The sequence below is a fragment of the Pseudomonas allokribbensis genome, from assembly GCF_014863605.1.
In the GTDB taxonomy this organism is placed as follows: Bacteria; Pseudomonadota; Gammaproteobacteria; order Pseudomonadales; family Pseudomonadaceae; genus Aquipseudomonas; species Aquipseudomonas allokribbensis.
This window is the reverse complement of the sequence record NZ_CP062252.1, coordinates 2,693,765-2,715,403: the sequence shown is the minus strand read 5'-3', so window position 1 is coordinate 2,715,403 and position 21,639 is coordinate 2,693,765. Positions and strand designations below refer to the sequence as shown.

Genomic DNA, 21,639 nt, shown 5'->3' with positions numbered 1-21,639 from the left:
TCCTCAGGCTCAGCTAAGTTTCACTGGATACCTTCTCCCCCTGCGCACTTCCAGCGCTGCTCAGGAGAGGCATCCCACCCATGAAACCCGCCATAGCCGACTGGCTCAACAAAGTACCCGAAGTGACGCTGTCCTTCTGGGTGATCAAGATCCTGTCCACGACCGTGGGTGAAACCGGTGCCGACTTTCTGGCCGTGGATGCCGGATTCGGCGCGGGCCCGACCAGCCTCGGCATGGCCGCGCTGCTGGCCATTGCGCTGTTCGGTCAATTGCGTACCAAAGCCTACACACCCTGGATCTACTGGCTGACCGTGGTGCTGGTGAGCATCGTCGGCACGCAGATCACCGACATCCTGACCGACATGCTGGACGTCAGCCTCTACACCAGCACCGCTGTGTTCTCCGTATTGCTGATGGTGAATTTCCTGGTCTGGTACCGGACGGAACGCAGCCTGTCGATCCGCGAAATCGTCACCCCGCGTCGAGAACTGTTCTATTGGGCCACGGTGCTCTGCACCTTTGCCCTCGGCACGGCCGCCGGCGACCTGGCGACCGAAGCGCTGGGCCTTGGCTTCACTGTCGGCGCCGTCATCTTCGGCGCACTGATCGCCGCCACCTTCATTGCCTGGCGATTGGGCGGCAACACGGTGCTGACGTTCTGGATCGCCTACATCCTGACCCGCCCCTTCGGCGCGTCCCTCGGCGACTTGCTGACCCAGGCCAAAACCTACGGAGGCCTCGGCATGGGCGCGACCTGGACCAGCGCGATTTTCCTCTGCGTCATCGTCCTGCTGGTGACGGCCGCGCAGATCAGTACCGGCAATCGCAAAGCAATCACTGAATAAACCTTCAACTGTTCATCAAGGAATCGTCATGCACCAGATTCAAAACCTCATTCGTCACGTCGCCATTGTCTCGTCCATCTGCCTGCTGAGCATTGCTGCCGGCTGCTCGAAACCGGCAGACAAGCCTGCTGCAAACGCCGCTGCAGGTGCAGTCAGCACACAAGGCCAGGCCGCTTCAAAACTGGGTGATCTGTCCGAGTTCCGCAACATCGCCGCCGATGTCGCCGCCCTCGTCGACAAAAACGACCTGCCCGGCGCCAAGACTCGCATCAAGGATCTGGAAACCGCCTGGGACTCGGCCGAAGCCGGGATCAAGCCGCGTGCCGCCGGGGACTGGCACATGCTGGACAAGGCCATCGACCGCTCGCTCGACACCTTGCGTGCCAGCGCCCCGCAGCAGAAAGACTGCAAGGCGCGGATGGACGAGTTGCTCAAAGCCTTTGACTCGCTGAAGGGCAACGCCTGATCCGGGGCCGGACAAACCCTTGCACAGATGCTTCAATACAAGCGCGACGGCCCTGCCCGTCGCGCTATTTTTTTGGGGAGCGGGTCATGCGGATATTACTGGTCGAAGACGATCCGATGATCGGCGATGCCATCCAGGGTGCGCTGAACGACGCCAGTTACGCCACTGACTGGGTGAAAAACGGGCTCACCGCACTGGCCACGCTGGACACCCAGCACTACGACCTGGTGTTGCTGGACCTCGGCTTGCCCGGCAAGGACGGACTGGACGTGCTCGACAGCATTCGCGCTCGCAACAACCCGGTGCCGTTGCTGATCATCACCGCCCGGGACGGTCTCGACGATCGCCTGCGCGGCCTCGATGGCGGCGCCGACGATTACCTGCTCAAGCCCTTCGACATGGCCGAGTTGCTGGCGCGGATGCGCGCAGTATTGCGGCGCAAAGGCGGGACTGCGTTGTCATTGCTCGACAACGGCGTGGTATCCCTTGATCTGGTCTCCAAACAAGCCTCGACTGCCGACAACATGGACGTGCAGTTGTCCAGCCGCGAGTTCGCCCTGTTGCAGGCCCTGTTGATCCGGCCGGGGGCGATCCTTTCGCGCAGTGAACTGGAAGACCGGCTCTATGGCTGGGGCAATGAAGTGGAAAGCAACGCGGTGGAGTTTCTGATTCACGCCCTGCGACGCAAACTGGGCAGTCACGTCATCAAGAACGTCAGGGGAATGGGATGGATGGTTTCAAAAGGCGCCTGAGGGATTCGGTGCAACTGCGGCTGTCGGTCACGCTGTCGCTGGCCATCCTGATCGTCGCGCTGCTGGCGGCGGTTTTCGCCTTCGTCTCGGCGCTGGACGAGGCCCACGAAATGCAGGACGAGTCCTTGCGCCAGGTGGCGGCGCTGTTCGACCGCCAGCAAATGACCCTGCACTACCCCGCCGCTCAGGCCGTGGACGACGACAACGAAGAATCCCGGGTGATCGTGCAATACCTGGCCGACGGCAGCCAAGCGGTCGGCAACGACGACGCCCTGCTGCCACTGCCCTTCCCCACGGCCCTGTCCGATGGACTGTCGACCTTGAAGGTGACCGGTGAAGATTTCCGCGTGCTGGTCAAAACCACGGCCCGTGGCGAGCGCATCGTCGTCGCCCAGGAAACCGGCGTGCGCGACAAAGAGGCCCGCGAAAGCGCCTGGCGCAGTCTGCTGCCGTTTCTGATCCTGTTTCCGGTGCTGTTGCTGGTGGTGGGCGATCTGGTGCGCAAGATGTTCCGCCCCATCGCCATGCTCTCGGCGGATATCGACCAGCGTGACGAACAAGCCCTGCACCCGATCGACGAAAGCCATGTGCCGAGCGAGATCCGGCCGTTTGTGGTGGCCATCAACCGCCTGCTCGCCCGCGTCGCCCAGTCCGTGGACAACCAGCGGCGTTTCGTCGCCGATGCGGCCCATGAACTGCGCTCGCCCATGACCGCCCTGTCCCTGCAGGCCGAACGACTGGCCGCCACGGAAATGCCGGCAGCCGCCCGCGAACGCCTGTTGCCGTTGTCCCGAGGCATAGAGCGCAGCAGGAACCTGATCGATCAACTGCTGAGCCTGGCCGCCGCGCAGTCAAATTCCAGTGCAGCGCCGAGCACCGTTTCAGTCCTGCACATCTATCGGCGGATTCTGGAAGACCTGCTGCCTCTGGCGGACCGCAAGAATATCGATATCGGCGTCGAAAGCAGCGAGGACGTGCAGGTCAGCATCAACGAAACCGACCTGCTGATCCTGATCCGCAACCTGGTGGACAACGCCATCCGCTACACCCCGCCCGGCGGGCGTATCGACCTCTCGGTCAAACGGGAGCAAGCGACGGTGGTCCTGCAAGTCAGCGACACCGGCCCGGGGATTGCCGTGGAAGAACAGGCGCGCGTCTTCGACCCGTTCTATCGCAGCCTGGGCACCGATGAGTCGGGCTCGGGGCTGGGTTTGTCCATCGTCAAGGCGATCGCCGATCGCACGGGGCTCAAGGTTGATCTGGGGTTTACCGACGTCAACGAGAACAGCGGACTGTGTGTCACCGTCAGCATCGAGCAGCCCTGAGCCGTTTCCCGTCCTTACATTTCGACCTGCGTCCCCAACTCGATGACCCTGTTCAACGGCAACTTGAAGTACTTCAGGTTGCTGTTGGCATTCTTGAGCAGGAACGCGAACAGGTACTCGCGCCACTTGGCCATGCCGATGCGATTGGTCGGGATGACCGTTTCACGACTCAGGAAATACGTAGTACGCATCGGGCTGAAATCCAGTTCGGCCAAGTGACAAAGGCTCAGCGCCAGCGGCACATCCGGCTCTTCGGTAAAGCCGAAATGCAGGTTCACCCGGAAGAAGCCATCGCCATAGGACTCGACTTCGAAACGACGATCCACCGGCACCCGCGGGCTGTCTTCGGACACCACGGTCAACAGCACCACCTGCTCGTGCAGCACCTGGTTATGCAACAGGTTGTGCAGCAGCGCGTGGGGAACCGCGTCGGCCCGCGCCGTCAGGAACACCGCCGTGCCCTGTACGCGATGAGGCGGTTGCGCACGAATGCTGCTGATGAACAACGGCAGCGGCAACGCGGTTTCATCCAGCCGCTCGACGATGATCTTGCGCCCGCGTTTCCAGGTGGTCATCAGAAAGAACAGACCGATACCGGCGATCACCGGGAACGCACCGCCCTGCAGGATCTTCGGCGCGTTGGCCGCGAAGTACAGGCTATCCACCAACAGAAAACCGAACAACATCGGGATCGCCAGCCAGCGCGGCGTCTTCCACAGCAACAGGACGACGGCGGCGGACAGGAGGGTGGTGATCAACATGGTGCCCGTCACCGCCACGCCATAAGCGGCAGCCAGGGCGCTGGAGGATTCGAAACCGATCACCAGCAGCACAACGCCGACCATCAAGGCCCAGTTGACCGTGCCGATGTAAATCTGGCCCTGCTCCTGGCTTGAGGTGTGCTGGATGAACATGCGCGGGACGTAGCCCAGCTGGATGGCCTGGCGCGTCAGGGAGAACGCACCGGAAATCACCGCTTGCGAAGCAATGATCGTCGCCAGCGTGGAAAGCGCGACCATCGGCAGCAGCGCCCATTCGGGGGCCAGCAGATAGAACGGGTTACGCACCGCTTCCGGGTTGCCGAGGATCAAGGCGCCCTGACCAAAGTAATTCAGGACCAGACCGGGCAGGACCAGCATGAACCAGGCACGGGCAATCGGTTTGCGACCGAAGTGGCCCATGTCGGCGTACAAGGCTTCCGCACCGGTCAGCGACAGGACGACTGCGCCCAGAATCGCCACGCCCATGCCCGGATGGACCGTAAAGAAGCGCACCGCCCAGATCGGGTTCAGCGCCTGCAACACCTCGGGACGCTGCAAAATGCCGTAGACCCCGAGCGCGCCCAGCACCACGAACCACAGCACCATGACCGGGCCGAACAGGATGCCGATCCGCGCCGTGCCGTGTTTCTGGATCAGAAACAGCGCCACCAGCACCACCACCGACAGCGGCACCACCCAGTGCTCGATGCCGTCGAACGCCAGCTCCAGCCCTTCGACCGCCGAGAGCACCGAGATCGCCGGGGTGATCATGCTGTCGCCGTAGAACAGCGCCGCACCAAACAGTCCGAGCAACACCAGCACTTTGCTCATGTTCGGGTAAGGCGCCGACGCGCGACGGGCCAATGCCGTCAACGCCATGATGCCGCCCTCACCCTGGTTGTTGGCCCGCAGGATGAACAGCACGTACTTGATCGAGACCACCCAGATCAGCGACCAGAAAATCAGCGACAGAATGCCCAGCACGCCGTCGTGATTGAGCTGCACGCCGTAGTGGCCGGAAAAGACTTCTTTGAGGGTGTAGAGGGGGCTGGTGCCGATATCCCCGTAAACCACACCGACAGCGGCCACCAGCATGGCTGCGCCTGAGGATTTGGACGGGGAATTTTCGTTGTTTTTACTCAAGGGTCGCGGCTCTCGAACGGCGGGAAGAAGTGGCATGCCATCCTTGGGCAATACGCTGACCGGGGCCTTCAGGCATACAAGGCTGCGGTGCGGTCAAAAAAACGCGGCCAGTATCGATGCGAACAAAATCCTCCACCGTAAAGAATGCGTAAAAAATCGATCCACCCCAGACAAACCCGCATGCTTTTAAGGTCGGCTGATTGTTATGGCTGATGGCATAATCGCCAGCAGTTCATAACAGGGGCGCATCAATGTCCGTTGAAAGCTACGACCTGCTCGCAATCTTTTCGGCGGTGGCGCAAGAGCGCAGCTTCACCCGTGCGGCGGCGAAACTGGGCATGTCGCAACCGGCCTTGAGCCGGGCGATGCGTCAACTGGAGGAGCGTCTGGGCGTGCGTTTGCTCGCGCGTACCACGCGCAGTGTTTCACCGACCCAGGCCGGCGAACACCTGTTGCGAGTGATCGCCCCCCGGTTCGAAGAAATCGATCACGAACTGGCATTGCTCAGCGAGTTTCGCGACAAACCGGCCGGCAAGTTGCGCATCACTGCTGGCGAGCACTCCGCAATCACGATTCTGCAACCCGCCCTCGCCCAACTGCTGCCCGACAACCCCGACCTGAATGTCGAGATCATCGTCGACTACGGCCTGACCGACATCGTCGCCGAAGGCTTCGACGCCGGTGTGCGGCTGGGCGAACAGGTAGCCAAGGACATGATCGCGATGCGCATCGGGCCGGACATGCGCATGGCGGTGGTCGGCTCCCCGGCGTACTTCGCCCGCCATCGCAAACCGCTGATTCCACCCGATCTCATGGAACACAACTGCATCACCCTGCGCATGCCGACCCATGGCAGCCTGCTGCTCTGGGAGTTCGAGAAGGACGGGCAAGCCCTGAATGTGCGAGTCGAGGGGCAACTGGTGTTCAACAACATTGCCATGCGCCTGCAATCCGCGCTCCAGGGGCTGGGGCTGGCCTACATGCCGGAAGACCTGGTGCAGGAGCACGTCGCGCAGGGCCGGCTGATTCGGGTACTCGCCGACTGGTGCGAACCGTTTTCCGGCTATCACCTCTACTACCCCAGCCGACGCCAGAGCTCACCCGCCTTCACCCTGCTGCGTGATGCGTTGCGCTACGGAAGCTGATGCTGCTCAGGGTTGGGCCAGGTGTTTTTCCAGTGCTTCGCTGGCGCGCGCCGCCGCTTCGACTTCTCCGTGTTGGGTCAGCACCTGCGTCAACTGACGCAATTGCGCGCTGCTCAAGCCCACCCGCAGGCTGGCCGCGATATGCGAGCGCAGCTGCGATTCGGCGCCGGGCGTAGCCGCCAGGGCTGAAACCGTGGCCAGTTCGCGACTTTGCCAGTCCAGGTTGTCGCGTTCGAAGATGTCGCCGAACAGGTGCGTCTGCAGGAACTGGTTGATGACCGGCGCGAAGTCGAACAACGGCCCCTGAACCGGCGCCCCGGCGATACGGGTCTGATTGGCCTTGCCCACGGCCAGCAAGGCGTCGCCTGTCGCCACGGCGTGACCGGGTTCGCGCCCAGGCTCATCGTGGAGGCCGCGATGCTTGCGCGCCTCGACCACTTTCATCAATTCGCCCAGCGCATTGAGGCTGCGTGGAAAACCGGCGTAGGCATACAACTGCACCAGAATTTCCCTGGCTTCGCTGACGGTCAGCCCGGCATCCAGCCCTTCGTTCAAAGCGGCGTTGAGACGCGGCATGTTGCTGCTGGCCATGGCCGCGCCAATCGGCACAATCGCCTGCTGCCTCGCGGAGAGCACTTCGGAGACCGCGACTTCTGTCGGTGCTGCCGGCGGCGCCGGCCGGTCTTCGGCGACTTTCTCCAGCCACTCCACATTCTTGCCGTTCACGGAGCCGGTCACCGCCAGATGGGTCATGGTGCTGTTGGGCGCGGCGCCATGCCAATGCTTGACGCCCGGCGGGCAGACGATCACATCGCCCGGATGAATGTCCTGCACAGGCTTGCCCCACTCCTGGGTCTGCCCGACACCGGAAATCACCACCAGCCGCTGTCCGGCAGGATGGGTGTGCCAGGCCGAACGCGCGCCCGACTCGAACGTCACGTAAGCGCCGGACGCATTGATTTCGCCCGTTTCATTGAACAACGGATCGACGCGCACCCGACCGGAGAAATAATCTTCAGGCCCCACGAATGAAGCCTGAGAACCCGCACGACGGATCTGCTGCGCGCTCAACGGCTCACTGCCGCCGCCCGCGACTTCAGCAGCGCTGGCAAAAGGTGTGGCCGCGCACATGGCGAGGCCCAACAAGGTTTTGTTCATGGATGGCTTCCTTCGAATCAGAGGGTTCGGGCGTAGAACGCCGTCAGCTGTTCCATGGCGACATCGACGTAGGCCGGCACCCAATAGGTTTCGATGTGCGTGGCACCCTCGATCTTGAACAGGGTTTTATCGTGAGTCCCGGTGGCCTTGGCGAAGGCCTGTTCCGACATATACAGGCTGTCGGCCTTGCTGCCGGCGATCATCAGCAACGGTTTGTCGATCAGTTCGATCTGATCCGTCGCATCGAAACTCATCAGGTCCAGGAGGCTGCTGAGGGTGTAACGGAAAGTCGAGTTGGGATGCGCGTGGGTCTTGCCGTAATACTCGAAACCCTGGCGGTACAGGTCGAACGGCAATTTGGCGATCTGCTCGTCGGTCAGTTTGGCATCGCCGATGTATTGGATTTCCCCGCCGGCGGCTTCCTGGGCGCGGGCAGCCGAGGCTTGCTGCAAACGCTGCTGGATGGTGTCGAGTTGCGAGTCCTGATAACCGTTGCGGCGCACCAGCCCGGAATTGAACATGCTCACCGTGGCAATCGAGCGGAAGCGTTTGTCGGTCTGCGCAGCCTTCAACGAGTAACCGCCACCGCCGCAGATGCCGAGCAAACCCAGATGAGCACTGTCGACGCCGGGGTAGCTGGCGATGAAGTCGGCCATGCCATGAATGTCTTCGACGCGGTTGGCCGGCTTGTCGATGTTGCGTGGTTCTCCCCCGCTCGCACCCTGATAGGCCGCGTCCGCCGTGATCGTGATGTAGCCCTGATCGGCCAAGCGCTGAGCATAAAGACCGGCAACCTGCTCTTTCACCCCGCCATTGGGGTGCGCGACAACAACGGCGGGATAGTGCCGGGCCGGGTCGTAGTTCGCGGGGGTGTAGACGTTGGCGGAAATGGCCAGGCCATTGAGCGTGTAGGTCACCGGATGAATGTTGACCTTGCCCGGCTCGTTGCGGGTGATCGCGCCACCGTAAGTCAAGGTGAACGGGTTCTGCCGGTAATCCGCCGCCTCTACTTCAGCACCGGACATCCCGATCATCGCGGCCAGCACGCCGGCCTTCATCGTGGTTCGCATCATTTGCCTCTCCTTTCCATCAATACGGTATGGAGAGGCAAACTACCCTTCGACGATTGATTGATAAACGGCACTAATTGGATAGCACTGATATCAGAATCACATAAGTATGGACTCGCGACGCTGGCCCGCAGTCGAGCGGGCCAACACCGATCCTCTTAAACTGCCCTCTGCCCTACCCACCGTCGCCGATAAGCCAGCCCCGCCTGCAAGCTGAACGCGAGCACCACCGTCGCCGGCGCAGAAAAACTGCCGGGAACACCGCCCACCCACATCAGCAACAACCCCAGCGCCGTGGCGGCGAACCACGCCATCAGGCCGACCGGGTTGAACGCCGGGCTGCGTTGGAGTGCGCCTTCGTCATTGCTGCCATAGACAATCTGCGCCAATGCCACACCGACCCAGGCGACCACAAAAATGCCCTGATACGCCAATGCCTTGAGCAGGTAGGAAAACACGTCGGCGAGCATCAAGCCGTACACGATCACCCCGACCACCAATGCCCACAGCAGGTACGAACCGCGTATGCCGAAGCGGCCGAAGAATGCCTGCATATTGAGGGTCGCCAGGTAGTAATTGGCGGTGTTGATCCGGGTTTGTGTGGCCCAGACGAACAGCAGGCCCCACAGCCCCATCAACTGCAGAATTGCCATCACCACAGAGACTTCGTTCAGCGCGCCTTCATGGGGAATACTGCTGACCAGATAGATGCCTGCCGCGCCGTTGAGCAGAAAAGTCACGGCATAGAACGGCATGCCGAAGTTCCAGCGACCGTGATACCGAGCGTCCTGCGGCTTGCCGAAACGGGCGTAGTCGAAGGTGAACAGCATCAGGATCCAGACGCCCATGTAGGCCACAAAGCAATCCCACCAGCCGAAGGTCGCGGGGGTTGCCGGGCCGAAATCGAGCCATTGCGGCTGGTAACCATAACGGCTGATCGACAGCCCGACCGCCACCAGCAAACCGCCCAGGTACACCGGCAACAACACGCCGTTGAGCTTGTCCAGCCAGTGCTGCACGCTACCCAGAATCATCGGCACGCTGTACAGCACCACCAGCAGGGCAGCCAGTGGATAGACCAGCTCCGGGTACAGGTGATTGAGCGCCACGGCGATCACCGATCCTTCGAACACGGCGTAGTAAATCGCCGTCGAAAAGAAAATCAGCGTGGCCAGGCAGGCCCCGGTCCGACCGAACAACACGCTTGAAAACAACGCGACCGACCATCCGCTGCGCATGGCGAAACGACTGAGAACGCTGTTGACCAGCCCATAACTGATCACCGACAGCACCATCCCGATCAGCGCATTGCGTGCGCCGAAAGACAAGGCCAGCGAAGCGCCGACCACGATGTAGAACATGGCGCTGCACACGGCCCACCAGGCCATGGTCAGAGACAGTCGGCCCATGCGGGCCTCGGTGGAAACGGAATGATGGGCCGGATCTTGCCCGGTTTGACTCGATTGCGATAAAGCAGCCATATGCGTGTACTCCAGAACCAGTCAAAGGTTGAAGCGCGGGCAGCCTTCACCGCACCGAAGTGCGGCGTTGGCCTGGCGTGTGGCAGGGCCCGCGCGGTGCGGCGGGCAGAGTCAGGAAGGGAAAAGCTTGCTCAGGCAGCTGAGTCTTTTCTTGTAGGAGCGCCGTGCGTCCAGGGCCTCGTCGAGGCTGACCGCTACAAAGCGAGCCTTCTGGTTGGGCTGCATCTGGCCGATCAGATCCAGGTCGGCACTGATGACGGTGCCGATCATGGCGTAACCACCCCCCGATACGGCATCGCGATGCAGCACGATGGGTTCGAGGCCGGCGGGTACCTGAATCGAGCCGATCGGGTAGCAGCTGTCAACGATGTTCGACGGATCGGAGCCTGCACCAAATGGTTGTTCTCGCGGCTGGAAGTCCAGCGCGCTGCCGCCCTTGAAGCGATAGCCGATGCGGTCTGCTTCCGATCCGACTGTCCACGGCTCGGCGAAAAAGCTCTTCGCTGCCGTGTCGGTCAGGCGATCGTAATAAAGTCCCGGCACCACGCGCAGGGTGATCTCCCCGCCCAGTGACTGGCGCAGCGCCATGGGCAGACTGGCCCCGGGACGCCCCTTGCCGCTGGGCTTGCCCACCGGCAATTCGTCTCCGGCGATCAAGCGTCGTCCGGCAAAACCGCCCAACGCCCCGAGCGCATAAGTCGATCGACTGCCCAACACCAGCGGCACGTCGATTCCGCCTGCCACCGCCAGATAAGCCCGGGCACCCGCCTTGGGAAAATCGAAACGCAGAACCTGGCCGGCCTTCACCGCGAACGCGGTGGCGTGATGCATTTCCACACCATCGAGTCGAGGCGCCATGTGCGCGCCGCACACCGCAACCAGTGCGTCTTGCTGAAACGCCAGCTCAGGGCCCAGCAACGTACATTCCAGCGCGGCGCAATCCGCCGCGTTGCCGACCAGATGATTGGCCGCACTCAGCGCATATTGATCGAGCGCGCCGGAGGGCGGGATGCCGAGGTGGTAGTAACCTTCGCGGCCCAGATCCTGAACCGACGTGGCGAGACCGGGTTTGAGTACCTTGATCATGCCAACACCTCCTGCAGCGACACGGGATAACCGACCGGGTCGGCGAGAAACGCATCCAGTGAAAACTCCACCGGCCGAATCCGTAAATCGAAAAGCCCGGCCTCCACGTCCGCAACGGCCTGGTCATACGCTGCGCGATCCATCGGCTTGAACTGCACAATGTCACCCGGGCGGAAAAACACCATGTGGTCCTTCAGGTACGCCAGCGACTGCTGCGGGTCGTAGATGGGGGCCGGTGTGACACCGAACATCTGATAGCCCCCGGCACCACGCACCGAGTAGATACAACCGAAGCAACCACCGTGACCCAGTGTCAGTTTCGGCGTGTCGGTACGTGGACGCAGATACTTGGGCACCTGCAACTGACGTTCGCGTTCGACCATCTGGAACATGAAGGGCAAACCGGCGACGAACCCCACCATCGAGACAAACCATGGCGCCCCGCTATGTGCAGCAATGAACGCATCGACATCCGCCAGACCATTGATGCGCGCGGCGTATTCCAGATCCGTGGCGCTCGGGTCCTGGTGCCGGTCGCGAAAACGCATCAGCGTTTCGTGGGTCCAGGGATCGTTGTACAGCACCGGAATCTCAATGATCCGGGTCTGCAAAGTGCGCTCGGCAACGGCTTCTGCCTCGGCGCCCTGCACCGCATCGAGCAAGGCCTGCGGTGCAATTCGATCCGGATCGAAGCGGATCTGGAAGGATGCGTTGGCCAGACACACATCGAGTACGCCATCGAGTTTCAACCGCTCCACGGCGCGGGTGACCGCCATGCCCTTGAAAAACGCCTCGAGGGACATGCTTTCACTGACTTCGGCAAACAGATGCTCATCGGCACCAAAGCTGTAGCGGATCGGACGACTCATGCTTCACCTCCGCTGCGGCGTGCGGACAGCCAGTTTTCCAGCGTCCCGGTATGAAAGTCGGCGGTTTGCAACCACGGTTGCTGCAGCAGTTCAGCGTGCAGCGACAAGGTGCTGGCCATGCCGGTCAGCAAGGTTTGCGCCACCGCTGTTCGGGCACGCGCCAGGGCTGTGGAGCGATCCGGCCCATGCACAATGAGCTTGGCCAACAGCGAGTCATAGTACGGTGGCACCCGGTAGCCTTCATACAGGTGGGTGTCCACGCGAACACCTTCACCTTGCGGCCAGATCAACGATTCGACCAGACCGGGGCTGGGGAAAAAGTCCCGCGCCGGGTCTTCGGCATTCAAGCGCATTTGCAGGGCCGCGCCATTCAGACGGATGTCACTCTGCTTCAGGCCCAGTGGTTCACCACCGGCAATTCGCAGCATCGCCTGCACCAGATCGATACCGGTGACCAATTCGGTGACCGGGTGTTCCACCTGAATTCGGGTGTTCATCTCGATAAAGAAAAACTCGCCGGAGACGTCGTCATACAGGTACTCCAGCGTGCCCGCCCCTTTGTAGCCAAGGGATTCGGTCAGGCGTACAGCGCTGGCGCAGAGTGTCTCCCGCTGCTGCGCGTCGAGTACCGGCGACGGTGCTTCTTCAAAGATTTTCTGACGCCGGCGCTGTAGCGAACACTCACGCTCAAACAGGTGCACGGCGTTTTTCCCGTCGCCCAGAACCTGTACTTCGATGTGCCGGGCCTTGCCGATAAAGCGCTCCAGATACACCGCACCGTTACCGAAAGCGGCCTGTGCCTCGCGCTGCGAACGGGGAAATTCTTCACTCAATTGCGCGGCATTTTCTGCCAGACGAATACCCCGCCCGCCACCGCCGGCCGAGGCTTTGATCAGCAACGGGTAACCGACCGATTCAGCCGCCCGAAGCGCCGACTCGACATCAAACAGTTCGCCCGGCGAGCCCGGCACCACTGGAACACCTGCCGCCTGGGCAGTACGCCGCGCCTCGGCCTTGTCACCCATGCGCCGGATCGTGTCCGGGGCCGGGCCGACGAAAATCGCGCCGCTGGCAATCACGGCTTCGGCAAACCCCGCGTTCTCGGACAGAAAACCATATCCAGGGTGAACCGCATTGGCGCCCGTCGCTTGCAGGGCACCCAGCAACGCCTCTATGTTCAGGTAGCTTTTATCGGCGCGGGCCGGCCCCAGAAGATGCACCTCATCGGCCAGGCGCGCGGCCTGAGAGTCGATATCTGCCTCGCTGCATGCGGCGACTGTGGGGATGCCCAGGGCCTTGGCGGCACGGATAATCCGCACGGCGATTTCGCCACGGTTGGCGACCAGCAATTTACGTATAGGTTGAGTCATGTTCACGCCCTCACTCGCTATCAAGCGTAGCGACGACCTGACCCGGCTCCACCGGATCACCGTCTTCAACCTGGAAGGCACTGAGGCGCCCCGCCGTCCCGGCGGTCAGTTCGGAAAACTGCTTCATGACTTCGATCAGGCCAATCACCGTGTCGGCGCTGACTGGATCGCCGACCTCGACGTAATTCGCCGAATCCGGCGTGGCCTTTCGGTAGAAAGTCCCGGGTAACGGGGTGATGACAGAGTGTTCGGCCATGTCTGTTCCTCTTGGAATAGTTGTAGAAAGGCAGGCAAAAAAATGTTTGACCCCCGGCGTCTGTGTGCCGGGTGTTTCGTTTTTATTCAGCGGGGGCGGCGCACTTCGATCCCGGCGGCATCGAGCGCATTGCGGGTGGCTTCGACCAGAGCCAGCGCCCCCGGCGTATCGCTGTGCAGACAGATGGAGTCGAACTCGATCGCCAGATCCTCACCCTCGACCGTACGCACTACGCCCTCCTGGCAAGCGCGCAGCACACGGGCGGCGACAAATCCCGGATCGTAGGCGCGAACATTGCGAGTGAAGACGATAGAGCCGCTCAAGTCGTATTCGCGGTCTGCATAGAATTCGCGAACAACCGGTTGGCCGAGCTCTTTGGCGACACGCCAGATAACCGAATCGGGCATGCAATACAGCAACAGATCGGGCTCCAGCCGTTGCAGGTTTTCCACCAGCAGACGCGCTGCCTCTTCGTCCCGGGCCAGATGCATGTACAGCGCGCCGTGAGGCTTGATGTGTTGCAGCGCCGCGCCCTGCACCCTCGCCAGTTCACGCAGTGCGCCCAGTTGATAAAGGATGTCGTCGACCAGCTCCTGAGCCGGTGCATTGATGTGTCGGCGACCGAACCCCACCAGATCGCGAAACCCCGGATGAGCACCGATGCCGACCTTCAGACGCTTGGCCAGCTCGACAGTGCGACGCATGGTGCCGGGATCGCCGGCATGGAAACCGGTAGCGATGTTGGCGGAACTGATAAACGCCATCAGTTCGTCGTCGACACCATCGCCGATGGTCCACGGGCCGAAGCCTTCGCCCATGTCCGAGTTGAAATCTACTGCCTGCATAACCCTTGCTCCTGACACTTGTGACTTCATGCAGGCCACGTTAAATTCCCGCCACCCCCTTGGGAAGATCTATTAACAGATAGGGTATCTTCTGAAAAACAGATACCTGAAAAACAGGAACACCCATGTCGTTGACCTTGCGTCAGATTCGCTACTTCGTTGCCACCGCCGAGATCGGGCAGATATCCCAGGCAGCGATTCATTTGAATATTTCCCAGTCGGCGGTGACCACGGCGATCAAGGAACTGGAAGGCATGCTCGGCACGTTGCTGTTCCAGCGCTCGGCTCAAGGCATGAGCCTGACGGATGCCGGCCGGCACTTCCTGAACCGCGCCTACGTGATTTTGCGCAGCGTCGACGACGCGCTGAACAGCCCGCTGCCCGACATTCGCGCCAGCGGCCTGATTCGCCTGGCCGCGAGCTACACGGTGATCGGCTATTTTCTGCCACATCATCTGCAACGACTGGAGCACTGGCACCCGGACGTCGCCATCGAAGTCCACGAGCAGGAACGGCAGGCCATCGAACAGGGATTGCTGGAAGGAAAATTCGATATGGCGGTGGTGCTTACCGCGAACCTCACGCACCCCGACATCGTTTCGGAAACCCTGTTCAACTCCGAACGTCGTCTATGGCTGCCCAGCCACCATCCACTCTGTGAGCGCTCGGCCGTCAGCCTCGCGGATGTCGCGCTGGAACCCTACATCCTGCTGACCGTGGATGAAGCGGAACAAAGTGCCATGCGCTATTGGGAAAACGCCCGCCAACAACCCAACGTGCGGGTGCGTACCAGTTCTGTAGAAGCCGTACGCAGCATGGTCGCCAATGGCAGTGGCGTGGCGATTCTCTCGGACCTGGTGCACCGTCCCTGGTCGCTGGAAGGCAAGCGCATCGAGACCCTGACCATCACCGACAAGGTGACCCCGATGAGCGTCGGCCTGGCCTGGCACCGCGAGCGCGAATTCAGCCCGGCGATGCAGGCCTTGCGCAATTACTTCCACGATGCGTTTCTGGCCCCCCAGCAGCTTTCAGCGCGGCGCTGACGCACAGGATCAGGCAAGAATTCAGTAGAAATGCACTAACGGAATGCGGGTTCGGAGCGGGAGGATGGCTGTCCGACAGATCCATCGAGGACGTTCCCATGCTAGTTCAAGCCTACGGTGCCCATGCGGGCGACAAACCCCTTGAGCCTATCCAGATCAATCGCCGCGCCCCTGCGGCCCATGACGTCCAGATCGACATCGCTTTCTGCGGCATCTGCCATTCCGACCTGCACCAGGTGCGCTCCGAGTGGGCCGGCACACAATTCCCTTGCGTACCGGGACACGAAATCGTCGGCCGCGTTTCGGCGGTCGGTGCCCATGTTTCCGAATACAAGGTCGGCGATCTGGTTGGCGTCGGTTGCATCGTCGACAGCTGCAAACACTGTGAAGACTGCGAAACCGGCCTGGAAAACTACTGCGACAGCATGATCGGCACCTACAACTTCCCGACCCCGGACGCCCCCGGCTGGACGCTCGGCGGCTACTCGCAAAACATCGTGGTGCATGAGCGTTACGTGCTGCGCATCCGCCACCCCGAAGCACAACTGGCCGCCGTCGCACCGCTGCTGTGCGCGGGCATCACCACTTACTCGCCGCTGCGTCAGTGGAACGCCGGGCCGGGCAAGAAGATCGGCGTAGTCGGCATCGGCGGCCTGGGCCATATGGGCATCAAACTGGCCCACGCAATGGGTGCGCACGTCGTGGCGTTCACCACCTCCGAGTCCAAGCGCGAAGCGGCGAAAGCACTGGGCGCCGATGAAGTGGTGGTGTCGCGCAACCCGGAAGAAATGGCCGCGCACACCAAGAGCTTTGACTTCATCCTCAACACCGTCGCCGCCCCGCATGATCTCGATGCGTTCCTGGTGCTGCTCAAGCGTGACGGCGCCCTGACACTGGTCGGCGCGCCCGCCTCGCCGCATCCATCGCCGAACGTGTTCAACCTGATCATGAAACGCCGCACCATCGCCGGCTCGATGATCGGCGGCATTCCCGAGACCCAGGAGATGCTGGATTTCTGCGCCGAGCACGGCATCGTGTCCGACATCGAACTGATTCGCGCGGATCAGATCAATGAGTCCTATGAGCGGATGCTCAAGGGTGATGTGAAGTATCGGTTTGTGATTGATAACGCGACGTTGGCAGGCTGAGCGCCGGGCTCGACGAGCGCGTTAATGTAACGACGAAAATCCCGGGCGCTTCAATGCCCCGGGATGACCGTTTGCCCAAAAACCGACTGTTGCCGAGATCGCTTCGCGACCGTTCATTTACCCAGATTCTGATTCATCAGATTGTCCAGTACCGGTTGTTGACTGGCGGCTTGCCAGTCGCGCCAATGCTTGCACCCCTCCACGTTGATTTCCGCTGCATGACTGCGCGCATCGCAGATCATTGCCCACTTTTGCCTCAAGGTCGGATATTTGATGAAGTCCGCCCGGGTGGGTGGCTCACAGCCGGATAACGTGGCGACCGACAGAATGGTGGCCGCGAGTTTCCAGGCGAGTGGATAGCTGCTGGCTGGCGTCATGACAATGAATCCCCCTTCCGGGAGACCCTCCTGAAGTAATGAAAAAACCTGTTGTTTTCATAGGCTGCAGAAGAATCTTAGGGATTGATTGGCCCCTCCACGAGATCCACTTCCAGGTTATTTCATGGAACCATTTCCACGCACGAGTGGCGCCTTCGAGGCCTGGCCGTAGTGGCGGATAAAGCACGCCATCTGGCCCAGCGCGCACAAGACGCCGTCTGCGAAACCCGGGATGGCTTTCCAAAATCACTCCATTTGAAGTAGCCTTTTGATATCAAAAAGATATCAATCGTCTTCGAAGGTCGTCAGACCCGAGTTTTTGCGGAAAGGATTTCCATGAACAACGTCATTACGTAAACGCCTGCTTTTGCATTGATCTTTCCCCCCACACCCAGTAAAAAACCCTCTCCCTTTTCCATCCTCGCAAGGAGCAGCGGATGCTCGAGCTATCCACGGATCGACTGGACCTGCGCACGATGCTCGAGTCCGACTGGCCTCTGTTCCTCAGGCTGCATTCCGAGCCGCAGACCATGCAGTACGTGTTCGGCGAAATTGCCGAGGAGCAGGTTCGCAAAGGTTTCGAACATCGGCTCCCGGCGTGGGGGCCGCAATCGGAGCACTGGTTGTGCCTGGTGGTGGCCGACAGGGCCAGCGGCCAGGAGCTGGGCGTGACCGGGCTGCGCATTCTCTCGCCCGGGCATGCCGAGGTGGGTTGCCTGCTGTTGCCGGAACATCAGGGCAAAGGCTTTGGTACCGAGTCGCGGCAGGCAATCATCGACCATGCCGCATCCATCGGGCTGGACTCGTTGGAGTCGACCGTGACCGACGGTAATATCGCGTCCTGCAAGGTGCTGGAGAAATGCGGCTTTGTGTTCGCACGTCGTGTGCCGCAGGCCTACCAGATCGGTGATCGGTGGTTCGACGATCTGATCTATCACTATCAAATCCGCTGAGCCTTACGCTCAACGACTCGCCAAGGAGGCCTTTCGTCGTGAATCCCTATCAATGCCTGCCACCCCGCTCCTTCTGGCGTACGGCTGTGGCCGACAAGTCCGCGCTGGACATCGGTGAGCTGTGGACACCGCAATTCGAGATCGGCAACAAGGACGCCATCGTCACCGCCGGCTCCTGTTTTGCCCAGCACATCGGCCGCGCGCTGGTTGCGCGCGGCATGAACTGGCTGGATGCGGAACCCGCCCCGGACGCGTTGCCCGAGGCGGACTGGAAGGATCACAACTACGGGGTGTTTTCGTTCCGCACCGGCAATCTTTATACCCCGGCGATGTTGTGCCAATGGCTCGAATGGGCGCTGGGCGTGAGTTCGCCACCGAGCGAAACCTGGGCCCATGACGGGCGTTTCTTCGACCCTTTCCGCCCAGCCGTGGAGCCCGACGGTTTTGCCAGCGAGCAGGCCCTGTTCGAGTCGCGCGAGGCTACCCTGGACGCCATACGCGAAGCGCTGCGCCAAGCCAAGGTGTTTGTGTTCACCCTTGGCCTGACCGAAGCCTGGCAACATCGCCAGACCGGTTTGGTGTATCCCGTGTGCCCCGGCACTGTTCGCGGCACCTTCGATCCGCAACTCCATCAATTTTGCAACTTCGGCTTCATGGACACCTATGGCGACATGGTCAGGGCGCTGGAGTTGATGCGTTCGATCAACCCGCAACTGCGCCTGCTGCTCACCGTTTCACCGGTGCCTTTGACCGCAACCGCCACCGGCCAGCATGTGCTGAGCTCGACGACCTATTCCAAATCGGTCCTGCGCGCCGTCGCCGGGCAGTTGTGTGAAGACCTGCCCGACGTCGACTATTTCCCGTCCTACGAAATCATCACCGGCACGCCGTTCAAGGGTGCGTTCTACCAGCCCAACCAACGGGAAGTCACACCAGAAGGTGTGGCGTTCGTGATGCAGCAGTTCTTTGCCGGGCTCGACGCGGTTCAATCGGTGCAGGCGCCGACCACCTCCCCTTCCACCCGCGTGTCCAGCGAGGATCTTGTCTGTGAAGACGCCGTACTCGATTACTACGCCTAGGTTTCTGCTGCTGGGCGACTCCCATGCCGGCGTCATCGGCAAGGCAGCGCAGGCCCGCGAGGTGTCTTTTGGTGGCGGTCCGCTGGGAACCGGTCGGGACTTCGCCGTCGACTTCTTCAGCCTGGCGCGCAATGACGTGGTCTTTCGGGATGGGGAAATGGACCGGCTGTATCGCCAAGCCCTCGACACACTGAAAGTGCCGCACCTGGCAAAGGTCGAGGTGCCGCTGGTGAGCACCCTCGGCCTGAGCCTGCACTACCTCGCCACTGCGCCGAACTGGACCTGCTACCAGAATGCGCACGGCGAGTTCGACGACGGTTTTCTCGCCGGGCCGTTGTTCGAGACGGTCATCGACACCCTGTCCCGCCCTGCGCTGGCTTTCTATGAACAGGCCGTGGCGCTGAACCTCAAGGTGTTCGCCGTATTGCCGCCGCAACGGGTGCCGGAGCTCTCCGACCCGCGCGTATTCATGGCCGCGCAGGCATTGCTGATCGAACGCCTGCAAGGGCTTGGCGTCGAGCTGATCGACGTGCGAGAGGCGGCGAACGATGAGCAGGGTTTTCAGCGTGAGGCGTTCTGCGAAGTGGATGACCCGCTGCACGGCAATCTGGCATTCGGTGAGTTGATCGTCGAGCAACTGATTCGTCGCGGCATTTAGAAAAAGAGGGAGCGCATTGCTCCCTCTGATGTTTTCAAGCCTTGGGCTGCGTGCCGAGAATCGTCACCCGCTCGCCATAACGCGAATGCGGGAAATAATCCCAGATCGCGTGGTGCTGGGTGCAGCGGTTGTCCCAGAACACCAGCGTGTTCGGCGCCCAGCGAACGCGGCAACTGAGCGATGGCTCCCGTGCCACCAGGTCGAACAGCATGTTCAACAGCACCTGACTTTCGCCACCGGACAACTGCAAGATGTGCGATGTGAAACCGGAATTGACGAACAGCGACTTGCGCCCGGTTTCCGGGTGACGAACCACCACCGGGTGTTCGGTTTTTGGCAGGTTGGCCGGCGCCTCATAGCCCCTCCACGGAATTGCGCCGTCGTGAATCGCGGTCAATTCGCCGAGAAACTGCTGCATCGTCGGCGAGAGCATTTCGATCGCCAGGTGCATGTTGGCGAACAACGTATCGCCGCCGGTGCCGATGGCCGGGGTTTCCTTGACGTACAACATCGAACCCATGGACGGCGCCAGGTCGGCCGTGCCGTCGGTGTGCCAGGTCTCGCCGGCCACGTAGCGCGATTGCGCATTGGCGCGGATCACCACCAGTTCCGGGTCATCGCCGTCGATGTCTTCCACCGGCAAGGCCCGCAGTTCGCCGAACAGCCGGCCAAACGCCTTGTGTTCCTCGACCGTCAGATGCTGATCGCGGAACACCAGCACGTGGTTCTCCAGAAAGGCCCGGCGGATTTCCGTGAGCTGATCGTCGCTCAGCGGTTGCGAAAGATCGACGCCGCCGATTTCGGCACCGATGATCGGCGTGATCCGGTCGACCGTGATGCGCTGATACGGTGCGCGCTTTTCTGCGGCGATGCGCTCGATTGCCTTGAGTGCCAACTGATCCATGTTTCCTCACCTTTTTTATTGGAACGACGCCGACGACGGCGACAGGGTCTCGCGCAGCGACCGTGGTCGCATATCGATCCAGTGTTGATTGATGTAGTCCAGACAGACCTGGCGTTCGCCACGCATCCCGGCTGCACTCCAGCCGCTGGCCATCGGCTTGCCCGCCGGCCACAGGGAATACTGACCCTGGGCATTGATCACCACATCGAATTGCAGCTGTGCGTCATTCATGTCGTTCTCCTGTTGAACGGGATTGAAGCGGGGCCAAGTGCCGGACCAGCCCTTCTGCGAGGTGGTTGAACAGCACACGCCGCTGCTCGTCGGTCTGCGCACAGGCCCAGACGTAGACCCGCGCCGACGCCGCGCACACCTGCGCGTACGCGTCAGCATCGTCAGTCGCGAATGCTTTGGCCGAAACCTCCACATTGGCACTCGCATGAGCCTGGGCAAACGCCGTGGCACTGGCTTCGGTATTGAGTTGCGCGTAATACACCGCGAACGCCTCGGCATCGCCGAAGTGCTCGGCGATCATCGCGGTGTTGGTTGGCGCGAGGCCGTATGTCATCGCACTGGCATGGGCCTGGGCGTACGCCGCGTCGTAGGCGTAGGCCCGTCGATACAGCGCCAGCAACACCGGTTTGAGCGTGGCCCGCCATTCGCCCTGACGCCCGGACAAGCCGAGCGCCGCCCGTTGATGCAGGCTTTGCAAGGCGAGCAGTGCTGGCCGATGTTCCGGCAAGGCCTCGCAGAGCATCGGCAGCACCACGTCGGCTTGCCAACCATGAACCCGCCGAAGCGACTGCGGTTCATCGACCTTGTAAATCCTTTGAAGCAAGACATCGGGCTGCTCTTCGCACAGCACCTGCGCCAAGGTCGGCAACCACCGAGGCATTGAAATCGACTCA

The 21,639-nt window shown here is 61.5% G+C and carries 23 protein-coding genes; 10 read left to right on the top strand and 13 right to left on the bottom strand.

The genetic code is table 11. The features are described from left to right. Positions 1 to 80 precede the first annotated feature (80 nt). The 4 genes from IF199_RS12310 (at position 81) to IF199_RS12295 (ending at position 3,388) form a co-directional block, all read left to right on the top strand. A complete protein-coding gene (locus IF199_RS12310) occupies positions 81 to 845 on the top strand; it encodes a COG4705 family protein (protein ID WP_192560545.1) in 765 nt (254 codons plus the stop codon). A gap of 28 nt (positions 846 to 873) precedes the next feature. After that, a complete protein-coding gene (locus tag IF199_RS12305) occupies positions 874 to 1,311 on the top strand; it encodes a hypothetical protein (protein ID WP_192560544.1) in 438 nt (145 codons plus the stop codon). A gap of 86 nt (positions 1,312 to 1,397) precedes the next feature. Beyond that, positions 1,398 to 2,063: a response regulator gene (locus tag IF199_RS12300; protein WP_192560543.1), complete on the top strand. Its 666-nt coding sequence runs from the start codon at positions 1,398 to 1,400 to the stop codon at positions 2,061 to 2,063. Then, a complete protein-coding gene (locus tag IF199_RS12295) occupies positions 2,039 to 3,388 on the top strand; it encodes an ATP-binding protein (RefSeq protein WP_192560542.1) in 1,350 nt (449 codons plus the stop codon). Before IF199_RS12300 ends, IF199_RS12295 begins: the two co-directional genes overlap by 25 nt. Before the next feature lie 14 nt (positions 3,389 to 3,402). Here the strand turns inward: IF199_RS12295 and IF199_RS12290 are convergent, their stop codons facing one another. Then, the gene (locus IF199_RS12290; protein WP_425220386.1) at positions 3,403 to 5,328 is read right to left on the bottom strand and encodes a potassium transporter Kup; all 1,926 of its coding nucleotides are present in this window, start codon (positions 5,326 to 5,328) and stop codon (positions 3,403 to 3,405) included. Positions 5,329 to 5,543: 215 nt separating this feature from the next. Here IF199_RS12290 and IF199_RS12285 point away from each other — a divergent pair, with 215 nt between their 5' ends. Continuing rightward, positions 5,544 to 6,437 carry a LysR family transcriptional regulator gene (locus IF199_RS12285; RefSeq protein ID WP_192560541.1) on the top strand — a complete coding sequence of 298 codons (894 nt, stop codon included), beginning with the start codon at positions 5,544 to 5,546 and terminating at the stop codon, positions 6,435 to 6,437. A gap of 6 nt (positions 6,438 to 6,443) precedes the next feature. Here the strand turns inward: IF199_RS12285 and IF199_RS12280 are convergent, their stop codons facing one another. The 8 genes from IF199_RS12280 to IF199_RS12245 all read right to left on the bottom strand — a co-directional run bounded on the left by IF199_RS12280 (position 6,444) and on the right by IF199_RS12245 (position 14,572). Further along, positions 6,444 to 7,595 carry a (R)-mandelonitrile lyase gene (locus tag IF199_RS12280; RefSeq protein WP_192560540.1) on the bottom strand — a complete coding sequence of 384 codons (1,152 nt, stop codon included), beginning with the start codon at positions 7,593 to 7,595 and terminating at the stop codon, positions 6,444 to 6,446. Positions 7,596 to 7,612: 17 nt separating this feature from the next. After that, complete coding sequence (locus IF199_RS12275; RefSeq protein WP_192560539.1) at positions 7,613 to 8,668, bottom strand: alpha/beta hydrolase; 1,056 nt, start codon at positions 8,666 to 8,668, stop codon at positions 7,613 to 7,615. A gap of 155 nt (positions 8,669 to 8,823) precedes the next feature. Continuing rightward, positions 8,824 to 10,074 carry a purine-cytosine permease family protein gene (locus IF199_RS12270; protein ID WP_244142462.1) on the bottom strand — a complete coding sequence of 417 codons (1,251 nt, stop codon included), beginning with the start codon at positions 10,072 to 10,074 and terminating at the stop codon, positions 8,824 to 8,826. Positions 10,075 to 10,257: 183 nt separating this feature from the next. Next, on the bottom strand, positions 10,258 to 11,232 hold the full coding sequence (locus IF199_RS12265) for a 5-oxoprolinase subunit C family protein (protein ID WP_192560537.1): 975 nt from the start codon (positions 11,230 to 11,232) through the stop codon (positions 10,258 to 10,260). Further along, positions 11,229 to 12,101, bottom strand: a complete 873-nt coding sequence (locus IF199_RS12260; RefSeq protein WP_192560536.1) for a 5-oxoprolinase subunit B family protein — start codon at positions 12,099 to 12,101, stop codon at positions 11,229 to 11,231. Before IF199_RS12260 ends, IF199_RS12265 begins: the two co-directional genes overlap by 4 nt. Further along, on the bottom strand, positions 12,098 to 13,471 hold the full coding sequence (locus IF199_RS12255; protein WP_192560535.1) for an acetyl-CoA carboxylase biotin carboxylase subunit: 1,374 nt from the start codon (positions 13,469 to 13,471) through the stop codon (positions 12,098 to 12,100). The genes IF199_RS12260 and IF199_RS12255 overlap by 4 nt, the downstream gene beginning before the upstream one ends. A gap of 10 nt (positions 13,472 to 13,481) precedes the next feature. Continuing rightward, complete coding sequence (locus IF199_RS12250) at positions 13,482 to 13,727, bottom strand: acetyl-CoA carboxylase (protein ID WP_085708515.1); 246 nt, start codon at positions 13,725 to 13,727, stop codon at positions 13,482 to 13,484. Positions 13,728 to 13,813: 86 nt separating this feature from the next. After that, entirely contained in the window at positions 13,814 to 14,572 is a 759-nt protein-coding gene (locus IF199_RS12245; protein WP_192560534.1) for a 5-oxoprolinase subunit PxpA, read from the bottom strand. A 125-nt stretch (positions 14,573 to 14,697) separates the two neighbouring features. On the opposite strand from IF199_RS12245, the gene IF199_RS12240 reads away from it, so the two are divergent. After that, entirely contained in the window at positions 14,698 to 15,615 is a 918-nt protein-coding gene (locus IF199_RS12240; protein ID WP_119429207.1) for a LysR family transcriptional regulator, read from the top strand. Positions 15,616 to 15,713: 98 nt separating this feature from the next. Further along, positions 15,714 to 16,763: an NAD(P)-dependent alcohol dehydrogenase gene (locus tag IF199_RS12235; protein ID WP_096820620.1), complete on the top strand. Its 1,050-nt coding sequence runs from the start codon at positions 15,714 to 15,716 to the stop codon at positions 16,761 to 16,763. 113 nt (positions 16,764 to 16,876) lie between these two features. Here IF199_RS12235 and IF199_RS12230 read toward each other — a convergent pair whose 3' ends face one another. Beyond that, positions 16,877 to 17,140 carry a hypothetical protein gene (locus IF199_RS12230; protein ID WP_096820619.1) on the bottom strand — a complete coding sequence of 88 codons (264 nt, stop codon included), beginning with the start codon at positions 17,138 to 17,140 and terminating at the stop codon, positions 16,877 to 16,879. 437 nt (positions 17,141 to 17,577) lie between these two features. Between IF199_RS12230 and IF199_RS12225 the strand changes: the two genes are divergently transcribed. From IF199_RS12225 to IF199_RS12215, 3 genes are read left to right on the top strand one after another with little or no spacing between them, the layout of a single operon-like run. Next, on the top strand, positions 17,578 to 18,093 hold the full coding sequence (locus tag IF199_RS12225) for a GNAT family N-acetyltransferase (RefSeq protein WP_096820618.1): 516 nt from the start codon (positions 17,578 to 17,580) through the stop codon (positions 18,091 to 18,093). Positions 18,094 to 18,131: 38 nt separating this feature from the next. Beyond that, complete coding sequence (locus tag IF199_RS12220; protein ID WP_192560533.1) at positions 18,132 to 19,172, top strand: GSCFA domain-containing protein; 1,041 nt, start codon at positions 18,132 to 18,134, stop codon at positions 19,170 to 19,172. Beyond that, complete coding sequence (locus tag IF199_RS12215; RefSeq protein ID WP_192560532.1) at positions 19,141 to 19,830, top strand: hypothetical protein; 690 nt, start codon at positions 19,141 to 19,143, stop codon at positions 19,828 to 19,830. Before IF199_RS12220 ends, IF199_RS12215 begins: the two co-directional genes overlap by 32 nt. A 34-nt stretch (positions 19,831 to 19,864) precedes the next feature. Here the strand turns inward: IF199_RS12215 and IF199_RS12210 are convergent, their stop codons facing one another. The 3 genes from IF199_RS12210 to IF199_RS12200 are packed head-to-tail and all read right to left on the bottom strand — an operon-like array spanning position 19,865 to position 21,626. Beyond that, positions 19,865 to 20,734 (bottom strand): TauD/TfdA dioxygenase family protein, encoded by an 870-nt coding sequence (locus IF199_RS12210; protein WP_192560531.1) that lies wholly within the window; start codon positions 20,732 to 20,734, stop codon positions 19,865 to 19,867. Between the two features lie 15 nt (positions 20,735 to 20,749). Then, positions 20,750 to 20,965, bottom strand: a complete 216-nt coding sequence (locus IF199_RS12205; RefSeq protein ID WP_096820614.1) for an MbtH family protein — start codon at positions 20,963 to 20,965, stop codon at positions 20,750 to 20,752. After that, complete coding sequence (locus IF199_RS12200) at positions 20,958 to 21,626, bottom strand: hypothetical protein (RefSeq protein ID WP_192560530.1); 669 nt, start codon at positions 21,624 to 21,626, stop codon at positions 20,958 to 20,960. The genes IF199_RS12205 and IF199_RS12200 overlap by 8 nt, the downstream gene beginning before the upstream one ends. Positions 21,627 to 21,639: the final 13 nt, after the last annotated feature.